Raw genomic sequence first — 14,253 nt, 5'->3', positions numbered from 1 at the left:
TTTGGGCTATGAGGCCCGCCAATCGGAGGCCCTGCTTCCGGTCGAGACCGCGCTGGACGACATCCCGGCGCTGGCCGTGACCGACGAAGACGCCTTCCGATTGAAGCAGGGACGATCGATCGTTCTCGTTCCCCGACAGGTTGAAGCGGTGAAGGCCGGGCTGAAGCCGGGCTCGCGCACCGTTTCCGCGATGTCTGGCGGGACGATGGTGGCGCTCTGCGAGATGCGTGCGGGACGGCTCGAACCCTCGCGCGTCTTCAACCTTTGAAGAGCGGAGAACCCCGATGTCGATCACGGCCGAACGTAAAGCCGAAGTCATCAAGACCCATGCCCGCGCAGAAGCGGACACGGGCAGCGCCGAAGTCCAGGTGGCGATCATGTCCGAACGGATCGCGAACCTCACCGAACACTTCAAGACGCACAAGAAGGACAACCACTCGCGCCGGGGCCTGCTGAAGCTGGTCTCCGCCCGCCGTTCGCTCCTCGACCACCTGAAGAAGTCCGACGCGGCTCGCTATCAGGCGCTCATCGAGAAGCTCGGCCTGCGCCGCTAGGTTTCCGACCGGACCCGCGTCCCGCAAGGGGATCGGGTCCGTTTCGTATTTGAGGCTGCTCCTCCGTCGCAGGCCGGGGGATGGATGCGGCGACCGGGGCGATATCCTCCCGTAGGAGGCCCCACACACGCCGAGGGTCAAACGAGATCCTCACCGCCTGCGCCATTGGAGAGGATTTCGGAAGACCGATCCCCTGTCCGTCCCCGCCGGGAATACGCCCGCGGGATGAGAAAGAAGACGAAATGTTCGACATCAAGAAAAAGACCATCGAGTGGGGGGGCAAGACCCTCACGCTCGAAACCGGCCGCATGGCCCGTCAGGCCGACGGCGCGGTGCTCGCGACCTACGGCGAGACCATGGTGCTGGCCACCGCCGTCTATGCGAAGAGCGCGAAGCCCGGTCAGGACTTCTTCCCGCTGACGGTGAACTACCAGGAGAAGTTCTACGCCGCGGGCAAGATCCCCGGCAGCTTCCCCCGCCGCGAGGGCGCCCCCTCGCAGAAGGAAACCCTCACCAGCCGCCTGATCGACCGTCCGATCCGTCCGCTGTTCGTGAAGGGCTTCAAGAACGAGGTCCAGGTCGTCACCACCGTGCTGGCGCATGACCTCGAGAACGATCCCGACATCGTGGCCATGGTGGCCGCCTCGGCCGCCCTGGTGCTTTCGGGCGCCCCGTTCATGGGCCCGATCGCCGGCGCCCGCGTGGGCTTCGTCGATGGCCAGTACATCCTGAACCCGACCCTCGACGAGATGAAGGAAAGCCGGATGGACCTGGTGGTCGCCGGCACCGAAGACGCCGTCATGATGGTCGAGTCCGAGATCAAGGAACTCTCGGAGGACGAGGTGCTGAAGGGCGTGATGTTCGCCCACGCCGGCATGCAGCCGGTGATCGAGGCGATCATCGAGCTGGCCGAGCACGCCGCCAAGGAGCCCTTCGACTTCCAGCCGGAAGACACCGAGGCGCTCAAGGCCGACGTGAAGAAGCTGATCGGCAAGGACCTGGCCGCCGCCTACAAGATCGTGGCCAAGCTGGAACGCCAGGACGCGGTCGCCGCGGCCAAGGCCAAGGCCACCGAGAAGTTCGGCAAGTCCGACGCCAATCCGGACGGCATCGCGCCCGACAAGCTGGGCGCCGTGTTCAAGGAGCTGGAAGCCGACGTCGTGCGCCGCAACATCCTCGACACCGGGGTGCGCATCGACGGCCGCAAGGTCGACCAGGTTCGCCAGATCGTCTCGGAAGTGGGCGTGCTGCCCCGGGCCCACGGCTCGGCGCTGTTCACCCGCGGCGAGACCCAGGCGCTGGTCGTGGCCACGCTCGGCACCGGCGACGACGAACAGCTCATCGACGCCCTCGAGGGCAAGTACTATGAGAAGTTCATGCTGCACTACAACTTCCCGCCTTTCTCGGTCGGGGAGACGGGCCGCATGGGCGCCCCTGGGCGTCGTGAAGTGGGGCACGGGAAGCTGGCCTGGCGGGCGATCCGCCCGATGCTGCCGGCCTACGAGGAATTCCCCTACACGATCCGCCTGGTCTCGGAGATCTTCGAGTCCAACGGCAGCTCGTCGATGGCCTCGGTCTGCGGCTCTTCGCTGGCGCTGATGGACGCCGGCGTCCCGCTGAAGAAGCCGGTGAGCGGCATCGCCATGGGCTTGATCCTCGAGAAGGACGGGTTCGCGGTGCTGTCCGACATCCTCGGCGACGAGGACCACCTGGGCGACATGGACTTCAAGGTCGCCGGCACGTCCGACGGCATCACGTCGCTGCAGATGGACATCAAGATCGCCGGCATCACCGAGGAGATCATGAAGCAGGCGCTCGCCCAGGCGAAGGGCGGCCGCGAGCACATCCTCGGCGAGATGGGCAAGGCCATGGACGCCCCGCGCGGCCAACTCGGCGAATTCGCGCCCAAGATCGAGACCATCAAGATTCCGGTCGACAAGATCCGCGAAGTGATCGGTTCGGGCGGCAAGGTGATCCGCGAGATCGTGGAGAAGACCGGCGCCAAGATCGACATCGGCGAGGACGGCACGATCAAGATCGCGGCCGCCGAGCAGACCAAGATCGACGCGGCCAAGGACTGGATCAAGTCGATCGCGTCCGAGCCGGAAGTCGGCCAGATCTACACCGGCAAGGTCGTGAAGATCGTCGACTTCGGCGCCTTCGTGAACTTCTTCGGCGCCAAGGACGGCCTGGTCCACGTGAGCCAGATCGCCAACGAGCGCGTGAACAAGGTCTCGGACGTGCTAACCGAGGGCCAGGAAGTGAAGGTCAAGCTCCTGGGCTTCGACGATCGCGGCAAGACGCGTCTGTCGATGAAGATCGTCGACCAGCAGACGGGCGAAGACCTGTCGGCCAAGGAAAAGGCCGAGGAGAAGGAAGAGGCGTAAACGCCTTCAACTTCCATGGACTTGAAGGGCGGCCGGAGCGATCCGGCCGCCCTTTCCATTACAGCCTCAAGCAGGCTCGCGGACGGCGACGCCGTAGCGCGCCGCGGGGTGGCTCCGCGACAGGTTCGGGCCGAGCCTGAGCCGTGCGGCCTCCAGCGCCTGCCAATCCGCCGCGTCGGGCAACGAAGGGATCGTGACCAGCTCGCCCTGATCGAACCCGGCGATCGCGGCGTCCACCAGATCGTTCACGTCCATCAGGATCTCGGACGGCACAGTCTCGATCCCGCGGCCCGAGCGGTCCCAGATCTCGGTGCGTGTCGCGCCCGGCAGGACGGCCTGAAGGCGCACGCCCGACCCTGCGAGTTCTTCGTTGAGCGACTGGGTGAGATAGAGCACGAACGCCTTCGTGGCGCCGTAGACCGTGCTCTTGAACTCTGGCGACAGGCCGACGATCGAACCGATATTGACGATCGCGCCGCGCCCTCGAGCGACGAAGCCGGCCGCGGCGGCCGCGGCCAGGCGCGTCACGGCCACGACATTGAGCTGGATCAGGTTCTCCAGTTGATCCGGATCGGAGGCGGCGAAGGGCGTGAAGTAGGCAGCGCCGGCGTTGTTGATCAGAAGCTCGATCGCGGGATCGTCCCGCAGGCGCGATTCCAGTACGGCGAGGTCGTCGCGCACCGTGAGATCGGCGCGTATGACTTCGACGGTGACGCCGGCCTCGGCGCGCAGGCGGGCCGCAAGCGCCTCCAGCCGCGCCGCATCGCGCGCGGCGAGGACGAGGTCGTGGCCCCGGCGCGCCAGTCGTTCGGCATAGACCGCGCCGATCCCGCTGGAGGCCCCGGTCACCAGGGCGGCGCCCTTATTCCCTTGGCTCATGGCTATTCCTTTGCAGACAGCGGTCGGGGTCCATCCGCCGGCCGTCGGGATAAGGTGGGAAGGGTCTCGCGCGGCGTCATTATATGATGAACATCATATTTTCTCGGGCGGCCACGCCGTTTCCTTGAAGGACGCGACGTCTTCCGCGCCGCGCGGAATCAGGCGACTTGGCCCGCTGTTCGTTGGGCCCGCTGCTCATTGAGGACGCCCATGCGCCAAGACACCCTGCTCCTGCGGCTCGCCGGCGCCTGTGCGCTCCTGGGCGCGCTGCTGAGGCTCAACGCGGCCTTCCCGACCGTGACGATCCCGCGGCTATCGGGAGAGACGCTGTACCTGACCATCGACGTGCTGCTGATGCTGGGCCTGATCGGCCTGTTCGCCGGCCTGCCGAAGTTTCGGGGTTGGCTCGGAGCGGCGGGGTTCGTCGGGGCCATCCTGGGCTTCGCCCTGATCCGCACCGGCGCGCGCCTTCCGCTGCCGGGCGACGCCTATCAGACCGCGTCGGCGGTCCTGGGCCTGGCGCTGGCGGTGGCCGGAGCGGGCCTGGTCCCGGGTGGTGGCGTCGGTCGTTGGGTGGGCGTCGGCTGGATCGCCAGCTTCGTCGTGGGACTGGCCGGAGTGGCTCTGCACTGGCCCATGGGCTTCACGGCCGCCAGCGCTCTCTTCTGCACCGGCTTCGCCCTTGGCGGCGCGGGGCTGATCGGCGGGGCGAAGGCCTGACCCGGAAACGACAAAGGGCCCGCCTCGCAGCGGGCCCTCGGTCAGCGCTCTCCCAGTGCCCCCTACCCCCGGAGCTTGCGCAGGAGCACATCGACGTCGCGGGCGATGGCGGCGTCTTCCTGCTTGAGCTGCTCGATACGACGCACGGCGTGCAGCACCGTGGTGTGGTCACGCCCGCCGAAGCGGCGGCCGATGTCGGGCAGCGAGCGGGTGGTGATCTGCTTGGCCAGCCACATGGCCACTTGGCGCGGACGGGCCACGGCGCGGGCGCGGCGCTCGGACGTGAGGTCGGCCTGCTTCATCCCGTAGTGCTCGGCCACGGTCTTCTGGATCATGTCCACCGTCACCCGGCGTTCCGAGACCGACAGGTGCGGCCGGACGATCGCCTGGGCTTCGTCCAGCGTGAGGCGGGCGATGTCGCCGCCCACCCGGGCCACCAACGTGTTCAGCGCGCCTTCCAGCTCGCGGACGCTGTCGGTGAAGCGGTCGGCCAGGAACTGCAGGACCTCGGGCCGCGCGGCCGGATGGAAGCCGCCCTGCTGCGCCAGCGTCTGCAGCTTGCGCTCCAGGATGCCCAGGCGAAGGTTCCGGTCGGCCGGCTCGATGCCGCAGACCAGGCCCGCCTGCAGGTGGCTGCGCAGCCGCGGCTCCAGGTCGCTGAGCTCGGTGGGCGAGCGGGCGGCCGTGAGCACCACCCGGCGGCCGTCCTCGACGAGGGCGATCAGGGTGTGGAACAGCTCTTCCTGGGTCTGGGTCTTGCCGGCGACGAAGTGGACGTCGTCGATCAGCAGCAGGTCGGCGTTGCGCAGCTCGTCCTTGAAGGCCGCGGTCTGGCGGTCCTGCACGGCGCGCACGAAGGCCGAGGTGAACCGCTCGGCCGAAAGATAGACGACCCGCTTGTTCGGGCAGGCGCGCAGCGCCTCCCAGGCGAGCGCGTTCAGCAGGTGCGTCTTGCCGAAGCCGTAGGGGCCGTGGAAGACAACCGGGTTGAAGTGTCCGTCGGCCCAGCTCGCCACGCGGCGCGCCACCGCGAAGGCGAACTCGTTGGCCGGACCCGAGACGAAGGTGTCGAACGAATAGCGTTCCTGCAGGCCTTGCAGGCGGCCCTGCCGGACGGCGACGGGGGCCATGGCCTCGACCTCCACTTCATAGACCTGCGCCGGGACGGGCGCGTTGGCGGCGACGGGGGCGTTCACGGGCGCGGCGAACGCCTGACCGGACTCCACCTCCATGCGGCTCTTCAAGTCGAGGCGACGGCCCAACGGATCATGCTGGGCCCATAGTTCTCCTATACGCCGCCACGCATTGTTGCGGATCCAGTCGCGCGCGACGCCCGTGGCGGCGACCACGCACACTTCCTCCGCCGTTTCGCGCAGGGCCGCGTGGCCCAGCCACGAACCGAAAGTGGCGTCCCCGAGTTCGCGCTTCAGAACCTGGCATGTCTTGCTCCACACGGCTGTCGCCGGCGCGCTCGCCATAGCTCCCGCAACCCCCCCACTCGTCATTCCTGGAAACCCCATCGAACATCCGCCGCTCAGGCCAGGGCCCCGAACCCCCCAACCAGCTCAGTTACGCTACAAAAACAGAGGGTTATTCGGCGAACACTTGTGATCCGCCGGCGTCCCGGTTGAGACCGGGATCAAGCCAAACCGCCTGTAAGACCCCCGACACTAATCGGGCTCAGAGGGGGGTCAACGGTGATTCTTCGCCCCGGCGGCTCATATTTTTGTTGACTCAGCAAGGAGCCTTTTCAGTTCAAGGGGAAGCTCAGAAACCTCCCTCCGAGCCTGAACAAAATGTCGCACGACAGGCCCGAAACAGGGTGCGGCGCACACAAAAAATCGGCGACGCCGCAGGGGCGTCGCCGATCAGAATTCCTAGAGGCGAAGAGGGATTACAACCTCTGCCGTGACGACCTCAGGCGGCCGACATCTTCTTCAGACGGGCGGCCAGGCGCGACACCTTCCGCGAGCCGGTGTTCTTGTGAACGACGCCCTTGGTCACGGCGCGCATCAGCTCCGACTCGGCCTTCACGAAGGCGTCCTTGGCGGCCGCGGCGTCACCGGACGTCACAGCTTCCTCGAACTTGCGCAGGAAGGTGCGCACGCGCGACCGGCGGGCGGTGTTGACTTCAGTGCGGCGGGCGATCTTGCGGACCGCCTTCTTGGCGCCGGGCGTGTTGGCCATTCGTCTAAGCTCTCGAAACGGGCATTGCGCCCGGCCGAGCGACGGCGGGCGAAATCGGAGGCGCGGATATACTGAAATGGTCCCCGCCGGTCAATGGCCCCGAAGGCCTCACCGGCCCTTGAAGTCCGCAGGACGCTTCTCGACGAAGGCCGCCATGCCTTCCTTCTGGTCCTCGAAGGCGAAGAGCGAGTGGAAGAGCCGGCGCTCCATGGCCACGCCGGTGGACAGCGTGGTCTCGAAGGCGGCGTTCACCAGCTCCTTGTTCATGGCCACGGCCAGCGGCGACTGGGCCGCGATCTTGCCGGCGGCGGCCAGCGCCTCCTCCAGCATCTTGTCGGCGGGGACGACCCGGCTGACGAGGCCGCCGCGCTCGGCCTCGGCGGCGTCCATCATCCGCGCGGTCAGCACCATGTCCATGGCCTTGGCCTTGGCCACGGCGCGCGGCAGGCGCTGGGTGCCGCCGATGCCGGGCATAACGCCCAGGTTGATCTCGGGCTGGCCGAACTTGGCGGTCTCGGCGGCGATGATGAAGTCGCACAGCATGGCCAGTTCGCAGCCGCCGCCCAGCGCGTAGCCCGCCACCGCGGCGATGATCGGCTTGCGGAACCGTTCGATGCGGCGCGCGGCCGGGCCGAAGAAGTCGCTCGCGAACATCTGGGCGTAGGACTTGTCGGACATCTCCTTGATGTCGGCGCCGGCGGCGAAGGCGCGGTCGGAACCGGTCAGCACCACGCAGCGCGCGGCCTCGTCGGCCTCGATGGCGTCGAGCGCCGCGCAAAGCTCGTCGAGCAGTTGGGAATTGAGCGCGTTCAGCGCCTGGGGCCGGTTGAGCCGGATCAGGGTGACCCCCGGCTGGGGCTGCTCGACGATCAGGGTCTCGCAGGTCATGGGGCGCTCCGCGGTTGGCCCCCGCGCCTTAAGGCCCCGAGACGGAATAGCCAAGCGCGCGGAGCTGGGCGGGCAGCCCGCCCTTGCCGATCAGGTGGCCGACGCCCACCACCACCACCGTGCGGCCCCGGCCCTTCAGCCGTGCGTCGAGCTCGCGGACCCAGGCGGCGTTGCGTTCGGTGACCAGCCGGCGGAACACGCCCGGCGTGGTCTTGCGCATGGGGGCCAGCGCCTCCTTGTCGAGCGCCTTCACGTCGCCGGCCATCCAGGCGGCGACCAGTTCCTTGTAACCCTCGGGGTCGTCGTCGATCTCGGCGATGGTCTGGCGCAGGGAGGTGAGCTGGTCGGCCAGGGGAGCGCCGTCGAAGAAGGCGATCTGCTGGGCCGGGGTCTCCAGGGCGCGCCGCTGCGCGCCGGGCGGGGCGGCGGCGGCGATGGCCTGCTCGACGCCGTTGGCGGTGTCGGCCTGGGCCTTGCGATAGACCGCGCCGCCCAGCGCCACCTCGGCCAGCCAGGGCTCGAGCCGGTCGAGTGTGGACTTGTCGACCCCATAGGCCTCCGCGACCTTGACCAGGCGCCGGGCGTCGGCCGGCGGCAGCATGGCGAACAGCGACTTGCCCGGCGGCAGCACGCCCAGGGACGCCGCCAGGCGGGCCACCTCCTGCTCCGACTCAGGCCCGACCGGCAGCTCGAACCAGACGTCGTCCGCCTGGGCCAGCGCCTGGTTCAGCGCCTGCGGCCGCCAGTCGAGGCCCGGGGGCAGCACGTGCACCGAGCCGAACAGCACCATCTCGGAATCGGCGTCGCGGACGACCCAGACGGGCGGCTGGGCCCACGCCGGAGCGGCGAGGGTCAGGGCGGCGAGGAGACCGGCGAGGAGACGCGTCATTTCTGGCACTTCGGGCAGTAGAAGGTGGAGCGGCCCGCCTGGACCTCGCGATGGATGACGCCCGCGCAGCCGTCGTTTCGGCAGGGCTGGCCCTCGCGGTCGTAGGTGCGGAAGCGATGCTGGAAGTAGCCCAGCGCCCCGTCGGCCTGGGCGAAGTCGCGCAGGGTGGAGCCGCCGGCGGCGATCGCCTCGCGCAGGACGTCCTTGATCGCCTCGACGAGCCCGGGCAGCCGCGACGCCGCGACCCGGCCCGCCGGCTTGAAGGGCGAGATGCGGGCCCGGTTGAGCGCCTCGCAGACGTAGATGTTGCCCAGGCCCGCGACGATCCGCTGGTCGAGCAGCAGGGTCTTGGGTCCCTGTTTGCGGCCGGCGAAGGCGGCGGCCAGGTGCGCGGCGTCGAACGCGTCGGAGAGCGGCTCGGGGCCGAGGCCGGCGAACCAGGGATGCAGGTCGAGGGTCGCGGTGTTGATCAGCGCCATGTATCCGAACCGGCGGGGGTCGTAGTAGGTCACCCGCACGCCGGCGTCGGTTTCGAACACGATGTGGGCATGTTTTGGGTCGGGATCGGGCGCGTAGTGGAAATGCCCGGGCCGCTCCTCCCCCTCGGGCCGCGCGATCTCGAAGCGGCCGCTCATGCCCAGGTGCATGACCAGGGTGTCCTCGCGGTCGAGCCGCGCCAGAAGATATTTCGCCCGCCGCTCCAGCCGTTCAACCTCGGCGCCGGTGAGGATCTGGACGAAATCCGGCGGCAGCGGAAACCGCAGGTCGGGCCTTCGCGCCTCCACGCGCGCCAGCCGGCGGCCTTCCAGCACCGGCGCCAATCCGCCGCGCACCGTCTCGACTTCGGGAAGCTCGGGCATGCGCCACCGCTTTGCACGCCGCGGGCTTCGCGTCTATGAGCAGCGCCATGACCGGACCTTCCGCCACCTTCGGCTTCCGAGACGTCGACGCGGCGGAGAAGCCCGGCCTCGTACGGGGCGTCTTCGACCGCGTGGCCCGCCGCTACGACCTGATGAACGACCTGATGAGCGCGGGCGTGCACCGGCTCTGGAAGGACGCCGTGGCCGCGCGGCTGAACCCGCAGCCGGGCGAGACGATCGTCGATTGCGCGGGCGGCACCGGCGACATGGCCCGCCGCTTCGCCCGCATGGCCCGCCGCGTCCAGGAACGCCGGGGCGGCGACGACGCCACCGTCTTCGTGATCGACTACAACGCCGAGATGATCGCCGCCGGCCGCGAGCGCGGCGGCATGCCCGAGATCTGCTGGGCGGTGGGCGACGCCCAGCGGCTGCCGCTGCCCGACGCGGCGGCCGACGCCTATGTCATCAGCTTCGGCATCCGCAACGTGACCGATATCGCCGGGGCCCTGCGCGAGGCCAGGCGCGTCCTGAAGCCCGGCGGACGGTTCCTGTGCCTGGAGTTCTCCAGGCCCGTCAGCGAGGCCCTGAGGGCCGCCTACGACGCCTACTCGTTCAAGGTGATCCCCGAGATCGGCGCCCGCGTGGCCAACGACCGCGAGAGCTACCAGTACCTGGTGGAGAGCATCCGCCGCTTCCCCGACCAGCGCCGGTTCGGCGCGATGATCGGCGAGGCCGGCTTCAGCCAGGTGGGCTGGACCAACTTTTCCGGCGGGGTGGCGGCCCTGCACACCGGCCGGGCGATCTGAGCCGGATGGCCGGCGCCTTCCTGCGGATGATCGGGGCGGGGTGGACCCTGGTCCGCAACGACGCCCTGCTGCCGCGCGAGCTGGACGGCTTCTACCCGCCGCCGGTGCGCATGCTGGCCGACGCGCTGCGGCTGTTCGCGACGCGGCGGTACGGACGGCCGGGCGAGCGGCTGGCGCGTGCGTTCGAGGCCCTGGGGCCGGTGGCGATCAAGCTGGGCCAGTTGCTCTCGACCCGCGCCGACATCTTCGGCCGCACCTTCGCCGAGGACCTCGGCCACCTGAAAGACAAGCTGCCGCCCTTTCCGACCCTCCAGGCGCGGGCGCAAATCCGCGATGAGCTGGGCCGGCCGGTCGACGAGGTGTTCGCGACCTTCGGCGAGCCGGTGGCCGCCGCCTCCCTCGCCCAGGCGCATGAAGCGACGATGGCCGACGGGCGCCGGGTGGCGGTCAAGGTGCTGCGCCCGGGCATCGAGCGCCGGGTGGCGGCCGACTCCGCGGCGCTGAACCTGGCGGCCCGGCTGGTGGAGCGCTGGATCGCCCCGGCCCGCAGGCTGGAGCCGGTCAAGTTCGCCGCCACCGTGGTGCGCGCCACCGAGCTGGAACTGGACCTGCGGCTGGAGGCCGCCGGCGCGGACGAGCTCAGCGAGGTGATGGCCAAGGACGGCTACATGGCCACGCCGAAGGTGGTGTGGGAAGGCGTCGGCAAGCGCGTCCTGACCATGGAGTGGGCGCCGGGAATTCCGCTCTCGGACGACGCGGCCCTGGAACAGCCGGGATTGGACCGCAAGGGTCTGGCCGACAACCTCACCCGCGCCTTCCTGGCCCAGGCGCTGGACCACGGCGTGTTCCATGCCGACCTGCACGAGGGCAACCTGTTCGCCGCCGCGCCCGACAAGCTCTACGCGGTCGACTTCGGCATCATCGGCCGGCTGGGCCCCACCGAGCGGCGCTACCTGGCCGAAATCCTCTGGGGCTTCCTGCAACGCGACTACGAGCGGGTGGCCAAGGTGCACTTCGACGCCGGGTACGTACCGGCACGTCACAGCGTTTCGGCCTTCGCCCAGGCGCTGCGGGCGGTGGGCGAGCCGGTGTTCGGCCGCACGGCCAATGCGGTGGCCATGAGCCGGGTGCTGACCCAGCTCTTCGAGATCACCGCCCTCTTCGAGATGCGGCTGCGGCCCGAACTGGTGCTGTTGCAGAAGACGATGATGACGGTCGAGGGCGTGGCCCGCCGGATCGACCCGGCGCACAACATCTGGGCGGCGGCCGAGCCCGTGGTGCGCCGCTGGATCGCCCGCGAGCTGTCGCCCGTCAGCCGCGTGCGGGTCTTCGCCCACGAGGCCGAGGACGCCCTGCGCAACATCGGCCGCCTGCTGCAGGCCCAGACGCATACGCCCGCCCCGCCGGCGCCTGAGAGGCCGACGGGCGGGGCGCTGCTATGGTTCGCCCTGGGGGCGCTGGCGTCGGGCGCCGCGTTCCTCGCGGGGACCTGGCTGGGTTAGCCCTTCGCGAACAGGTCGGCCCAACGCGGCTTCCTGCGCGCCTTGTGCGAGCCGCGGTGGAAGGCGTCGGAGGCGATCAGCGGGACCACGGTGGTGGCCTCGGCGAACACCATCTGCTCCCAGGTCACGTCGACTTTGCCCCACGAGCAGGCCTCCTGGAGCGTCGAGGACGAGCAGGCGCCGTCGCGCACGTCGGCCACGGTGATCTGGACCGCGTACTTGTGCATGTCGACCTCGTGGCCGAGAATCTCGGCGCAGACGACGGTGTCCTGGGCGAAGTTCTTCGGCACGCCGCCGCCCACCATGAAGAGGCCGGTCGCCCCGGCCTTCAGCTTGATCTCGGTGAGCTCGCGGAAATCGGCGACGGAGTCGATGGTCAGGTAGGGCTTGCCCGCCTTCATCCGCTCCACCTGGTGCTTCACCAGGCCGAAGCCGGCCGATGAGTCGGTGAACGCCGGGCAGAAGATCGGCACGCCCTCGCGATAGGCCGTCTCGATCAGGCTGTCCTTCTTCTTGGCGTTCCCCGCCGCCAGCCACTTGCCCATCTCATGGATGAACTCGCGGCTGGAATAGGGGCGCGGCTCCAGGCTCTCGGCGATCTCGTAGATCGTGCCGTCGCAGTTCTGGAGCTCTTCCTCGTCGATGTAGGTGTCGTAGATGCGGTCGATGTAGAGCCCGCGCAGGTCGCGGTCGTCCACGTTCGACTGGGCCTGGTAGTGGCGGAAGCCCAGGGCCTCGAAGAAGTCCATGTCGATGATCGAGGCGCCGGTCGACACGATCGCGTCGATCATCCCGTGCTTCACCATGTCCCGGTAGATGTGCATGCAGCCGCCGGCGCTGGTGGACCCGGCCAGGGTCAGCCAGGTGGAGCACTCGGGATCTTCGAGGCTCATCGACCAGATGTCGGCGGCGCGCGCGGTGTCGCGGCTGGTGAAGCTCATGCCGCGCATGGCGTCGATCACCGGCCGGGCGTCGTACTGGTCGATCGCCACGTGCTCGACGGTGTTGGCCAGGAGCTCGGCCTTGCGGTTGGTGTTCGCCGGAGCGTTCATCTTCTGAAGTTCCCTTCCGAGGGTGATCGCCCGTCCAGAAACAGAAAGGCGCGACCGGGACGGAGCGACCGGCCGCGCCTATAGCACTTTCGTGACCGTTCTTAGCGCTTGCGGCGCTTCTTTCCGGCCGCGCCCTTGGGCCGCGAGAGACGGACGACCTTGCGGTCGTCGGCCTGCTCGTCGCGGGGCGTGCGGATCGAACGGCCGGCCAGGCCGAACATCGAGGCCATCGGGGCGTCCCGCACCTCGACGGTCTCGGCGTCGCCGAACCCGTTGAAGCCGGTCGACATGGCCACGCCGTAGGCGCCCAGCATGCCGATCTCGACGTAGTCGCCTTCGCGCACGTCCTCCGGCAGCCAGAACGGGCCCGGCATGTGGTCGAGGGAATCGCAGGTGGGGCCGTAGAAGCGGAAGGGCTTCAGCGGGCCGGCCACCTCGTGCGCATCGGCGGCGCCCCGGTAGAGCTTCACCGGGAACGGCCACTTCACGTGGGCGGCGTCGAACAGGCTGCCGTAGCTGCCGTCGTTCAGATAGAGCGCGTCGCCCTTCTTCAGCTCGACCTTGGTGAGCATGGAGGTGCCTTCGGCCACCAGCGCGCGGCCAGGCTCGCACCACAGCTCCGCGCCCTCGGTCACCATCATCTCGGAGAAGCCGCGCTGAACGGAGTCGAGGTAGTCGCTCATGTCCGGCGGGATCATGCCTGGGTAGACCGACGGGAAACCGCCGCCCACGTCGACCACGTCCACCACCACGCCAGCGCGCACGATGGCGCGGCTGGCCTGGGCCATGGCGGCCTGGAAGGCGGTGGGGCGCATGCACTGGCTGCCCACATGGAACGAGACGCCCATGCGGTCCTGCGTGGCGCGCCGGGCGGCCAGCAGCAGCGAGGGCGCCTCATGCGTCTCGGCGCCGAACTTGCCGGCCAGCGAGTACGACGCCCCGTCGGTCGCGACCGCCAGACGCACGATCAGCGACAGGTCGTCGGCGCCGCCGGTGGCCTCGAGGATCTTCGCGAGCTCCTCGTGGGTGTCGAACGAGAAGGTCTTCACCCCGAAGTCGTAGTAGGCGCGCTCGATCGCACGCCGGCTCTTCACCGGATGCATGAAGGCCATCCGGCCGCCGGGCGCATGCTCGGCGACCAGCTCGACCTCGCGGATCGACGCCACGTCGAACGAATTGACGCCGTTCTCCGCCAGGGTGCGGATCACCCATGGCGAAGGGTTCGCCTTAACGGCGTAGAAGACGTCGCCTTGAAACTTGTCCTGGAACCAGCGCGCCGCTACGGCCACCGCATCCGGTCGCACAAGGGCGACAGGACGCTCCGGAGACCGCTCACGGACCAGGTCCAGGGGCGTATGGTACGTGTGCACCTCACGCAACCCCCAACGGATTGTTGAACCCAGACCGGCGTTAGCAGCGCTTCGTTAGGACAACGGGGTCCGCCGGAAGGCGCGCAAATAGGGTTTTTGACGGCGAATGTAAAGTCCTGGCTGTGCGTCACGCTCGCGCGCTAGACCCGCGCCGTTCCG

At 69.0% G+C, this 14,253-nt stretch carries 13 protein-coding genes and 1 pseudogene; 6 read left to right on the top strand and 8 right to left on the bottom strand.

Translation table 11 applies throughout. The features are described from left to right. The 3 genes and pseudogenes from GC203_RS22225 to pnp form a co-directional block, all read left to right on the top strand. Positions 1 to 268 (top strand): annotated as a pseudogene (locus GC203_RS22225) (tRNA pseudouridine(55) synthase TruB); the annotation flags it as partial. A gap of 16 nt (positions 269 to 284) precedes the next feature. Beyond that, positions 285 to 554 (top strand): 30S ribosomal protein S15, encoded by a 270-nt coding sequence (gene rpsO / locus GC203_RS22220; protein WP_293458977.1) that lies wholly within the window; start codon positions 285 to 287, stop codon positions 552 to 554. Positions 555 to 796: 242 nt separating this feature from the next. Further along, positions 797 to 2,941 carry a polyribonucleotide nucleotidyltransferase gene (gene pnp, locus GC203_RS22215; RefSeq protein WP_293458975.1) on the top strand — a complete coding sequence of 715 codons (2,145 nt, stop codon included), beginning with the start codon at positions 797 to 799 and terminating at the stop codon, positions 2,939 to 2,941. A 66-nt stretch (positions 2,942 to 3,007) separates the two neighbouring features. Here pnp and GC203_RS22210 read toward each other — a convergent pair whose 3' ends face one another. Beyond that, a complete protein-coding gene (locus GC203_RS22210) occupies positions 3,008 to 3,820 on the bottom strand; it encodes an SDR family oxidoreductase (RefSeq protein WP_293458974.1) in 813 nt (270 codons plus the stop codon). A gap of 210 nt (positions 3,821 to 4,030) precedes the next feature. On the opposite strand from GC203_RS22210, the gene GC203_RS22205 reads away from it, so the two are divergent. Next, positions 4,031 to 4,540: a hypothetical protein gene (locus GC203_RS22205; protein ID WP_293458973.1), complete on the top strand. Its 510-nt coding sequence runs from the start codon at positions 4,031 to 4,033 to the stop codon at positions 4,538 to 4,540. 62 nt (positions 4,541 to 4,602) lie between these two features. On the opposite strand, the gene dnaA is transcribed toward GC203_RS22205, so the two are convergent. The 5 genes from dnaA to mutM all read right to left on the bottom strand — a co-directional run bounded on the left by dnaA (position 4,603) and on the right by mutM (position 9,364). After that, complete coding sequence (dnaA, locus tag GC203_RS22200) at positions 4,603 to 6,060, bottom strand: chromosomal replication initiator protein DnaA (RefSeq protein ID WP_293458971.1); 1,458 nt, start codon at positions 6,058 to 6,060, stop codon at positions 4,603 to 4,605. 397 nt (positions 6,061 to 6,457) lie between these two features. Beyond that, positions 6,458 to 6,727, bottom strand: coding sequence for a 30S ribosomal protein S20 (rpsT, locus tag GC203_RS22195; protein ID WP_293458969.1), 270 nt, complete (start codon positions 6,725 to 6,727; stop codon positions 6,458 to 6,460). Positions 6,728 to 6,835: 108 nt separating this feature from the next. Continuing rightward, positions 6,836 to 7,615 (bottom strand): enoyl-CoA hydratase, encoded by a 780-nt coding sequence (locus GC203_RS22190; RefSeq protein ID WP_293458967.1) that lies wholly within the window; start codon positions 7,613 to 7,615, stop codon positions 6,836 to 6,838. A 28-nt stretch (positions 7,616 to 7,643) separates the two neighbouring features. Beyond that, complete coding sequence (locus GC203_RS22185; RefSeq protein WP_293458965.1) at positions 7,644 to 8,504, bottom strand: TraB/GumN family protein; 861 nt, start codon at positions 8,502 to 8,504, stop codon at positions 7,644 to 7,646. After that, on the bottom strand, positions 8,501 to 9,364 hold the full coding sequence (gene mutM, locus GC203_RS22180) for a bifunctional DNA-formamidopyrimidine glycosylase/DNA-(apurinic or apyrimidinic site) lyase (protein ID WP_293458963.1): 864 nt from the start codon (positions 9,362 to 9,364) through the stop codon (positions 8,501 to 8,503). The genes GC203_RS22185 and mutM overlap by 4 nt, the downstream gene beginning before the upstream one ends. Before the next feature lie 47 nt (positions 9,365 to 9,411). Here mutM and GC203_RS22175 point away from each other — a divergent pair, with 47 nt between their 5' ends. Both GC203_RS22175 and ubiB read left to right on the top strand, forming a co-directional pair. Further along, the gene (locus tag GC203_RS22175) at positions 9,412 to 10,170 is read left to right on the top strand and encodes a class I SAM-dependent methyltransferase (protein WP_293458961.1); all 759 of its coding nucleotides are present in this window, start codon (positions 9,412 to 9,414) and stop codon (positions 10,168 to 10,170) included. Between the two features lie 5 nt (positions 10,171 to 10,175). Continuing rightward, complete coding sequence (gene ubiB, locus GC203_RS22170) at positions 10,176 to 11,672, top strand: 2-polyprenylphenol 6-hydroxylase (protein WP_293458959.1); 1,497 nt, start codon at positions 10,176 to 10,178, stop codon at positions 11,670 to 11,672. Here ubiB and GC203_RS22165 read toward each other — a convergent pair. Together GC203_RS22165 and GC203_RS22160 are read right to left on the bottom strand one after the other, a co-directional pair. Further along, entirely contained in the window at positions 11,669 to 12,724 is a 1,056-nt protein-coding gene (locus GC203_RS22165; RefSeq protein WP_293458958.1) for a deoxyhypusine synthase, read from the bottom strand. The two genes, ubiB and GC203_RS22165, sit on opposite strands and share 4 nt — an antisense overlap. A 101-nt stretch (positions 12,725 to 12,825) precedes the next feature. After that, positions 12,826 to 14,094 (bottom strand): type III PLP-dependent enzyme, encoded by a 1,269-nt coding sequence (locus tag GC203_RS22160; RefSeq protein ID WP_293458956.1) that lies wholly within the window; start codon positions 14,092 to 14,094, stop codon positions 12,826 to 12,828. Between the last annotated feature and the right edge of the window lie 159 nt (positions 14,095 to 14,253).

This window comes from Phenylobacterium sp. (assembly GCF_016124325.1).
Lineage (GTDB): Bacteria > Pseudomonadota > Alphaproteobacteria > Caulobacterales > Caulobacteraceae > Phenylobacterium.
The sequence above is the reverse complement of the archived record's forward strand: the minus strand, read 5'-3'. Positions and strand labels throughout refer to the sequence as shown.

What these genes read in the sequence shown, in the direction of transcription:
- rpsO (WP_293458977.1), top strand. Translation starts at nt 285, where the DNA reads ATGTCGATCACGGCCGAACGTAAAGCCGAAGTCATCAAGACCCATGCC.
- pnp (WP_293458975.1), top strand. Translation starts at nt 797, where the DNA reads ATGTTCGACATCAAGAAAAAGACCATCGAGTGGGGGGGCAAGACCCTC.
- GC203_RS22210 (WP_293458974.1), bottom strand. Translation starts at nt 3,820, where the DNA reads ATGAGCCAAGGGAATAAGGGCGCCGCCCTGGTGACCGGGGCCTCCAGC.
- GC203_RS22205 (WP_293458973.1), top strand. Translation starts at nt 4,031, where the DNA reads ATGCGCCAAGACACCCTGCTCCTGCGGCTCGCCGGCGCCTGTGCGCTC.
- dnaA (WP_293458971.1), bottom strand. Translation starts at nt 6,060, where the DNA reads ATGGGGTTTCCAGGAATGACGAGTGGGGGGGTTGCGGGAGCTATGGCG.
- rpsT (WP_293458969.1), bottom strand. Translation starts at nt 6,727, where the DNA reads ATGGCCAACACGCCCGGCGCCAAGAAGGCGGTCCGCAAGATCGCCCGC.
- GC203_RS22190 (WP_293458967.1), bottom strand. Translation starts at nt 7,615, where the DNA reads ATGACCTGCGAGACCCTGATCGTCGAGCAGCCCCAGCCGGGGGTCACC.
- GC203_RS22185 (WP_293458965.1), bottom strand. Translation starts at nt 8,504, where the DNA reads ATGACGCGTCTCCTCGCCGGTCTCCTCGCCGCCCTGACCCTCGCCGCT.
- mutM (WP_293458963.1), bottom strand. Translation starts at nt 9,364, where the DNA reads ATGCCCGAGCTTCCCGAAGTCGAGACGGTGCGCGGCGGATTGGCGCCG.
- GC203_RS22175 (WP_293458961.1), top strand. Translation starts at nt 9,412, where the DNA reads ATGACCGGACCTTCCGCCACCTTCGGCTTCCGAGACGTCGACGCGGCG.
- ubiB (WP_293458959.1), top strand. Translation starts at nt 10,176, where the DNA reads ATGGCCGGCGCCTTCCTGCGGATGATCGGGGCGGGGTGGACCCTGGTC.
- GC203_RS22165 (WP_293458958.1), bottom strand. Translation starts at nt 12,724, where the DNA reads ATGAACGCTCCGGCGAACACCAACCGCAAGGCCGAGCTCCTGGCCAAC.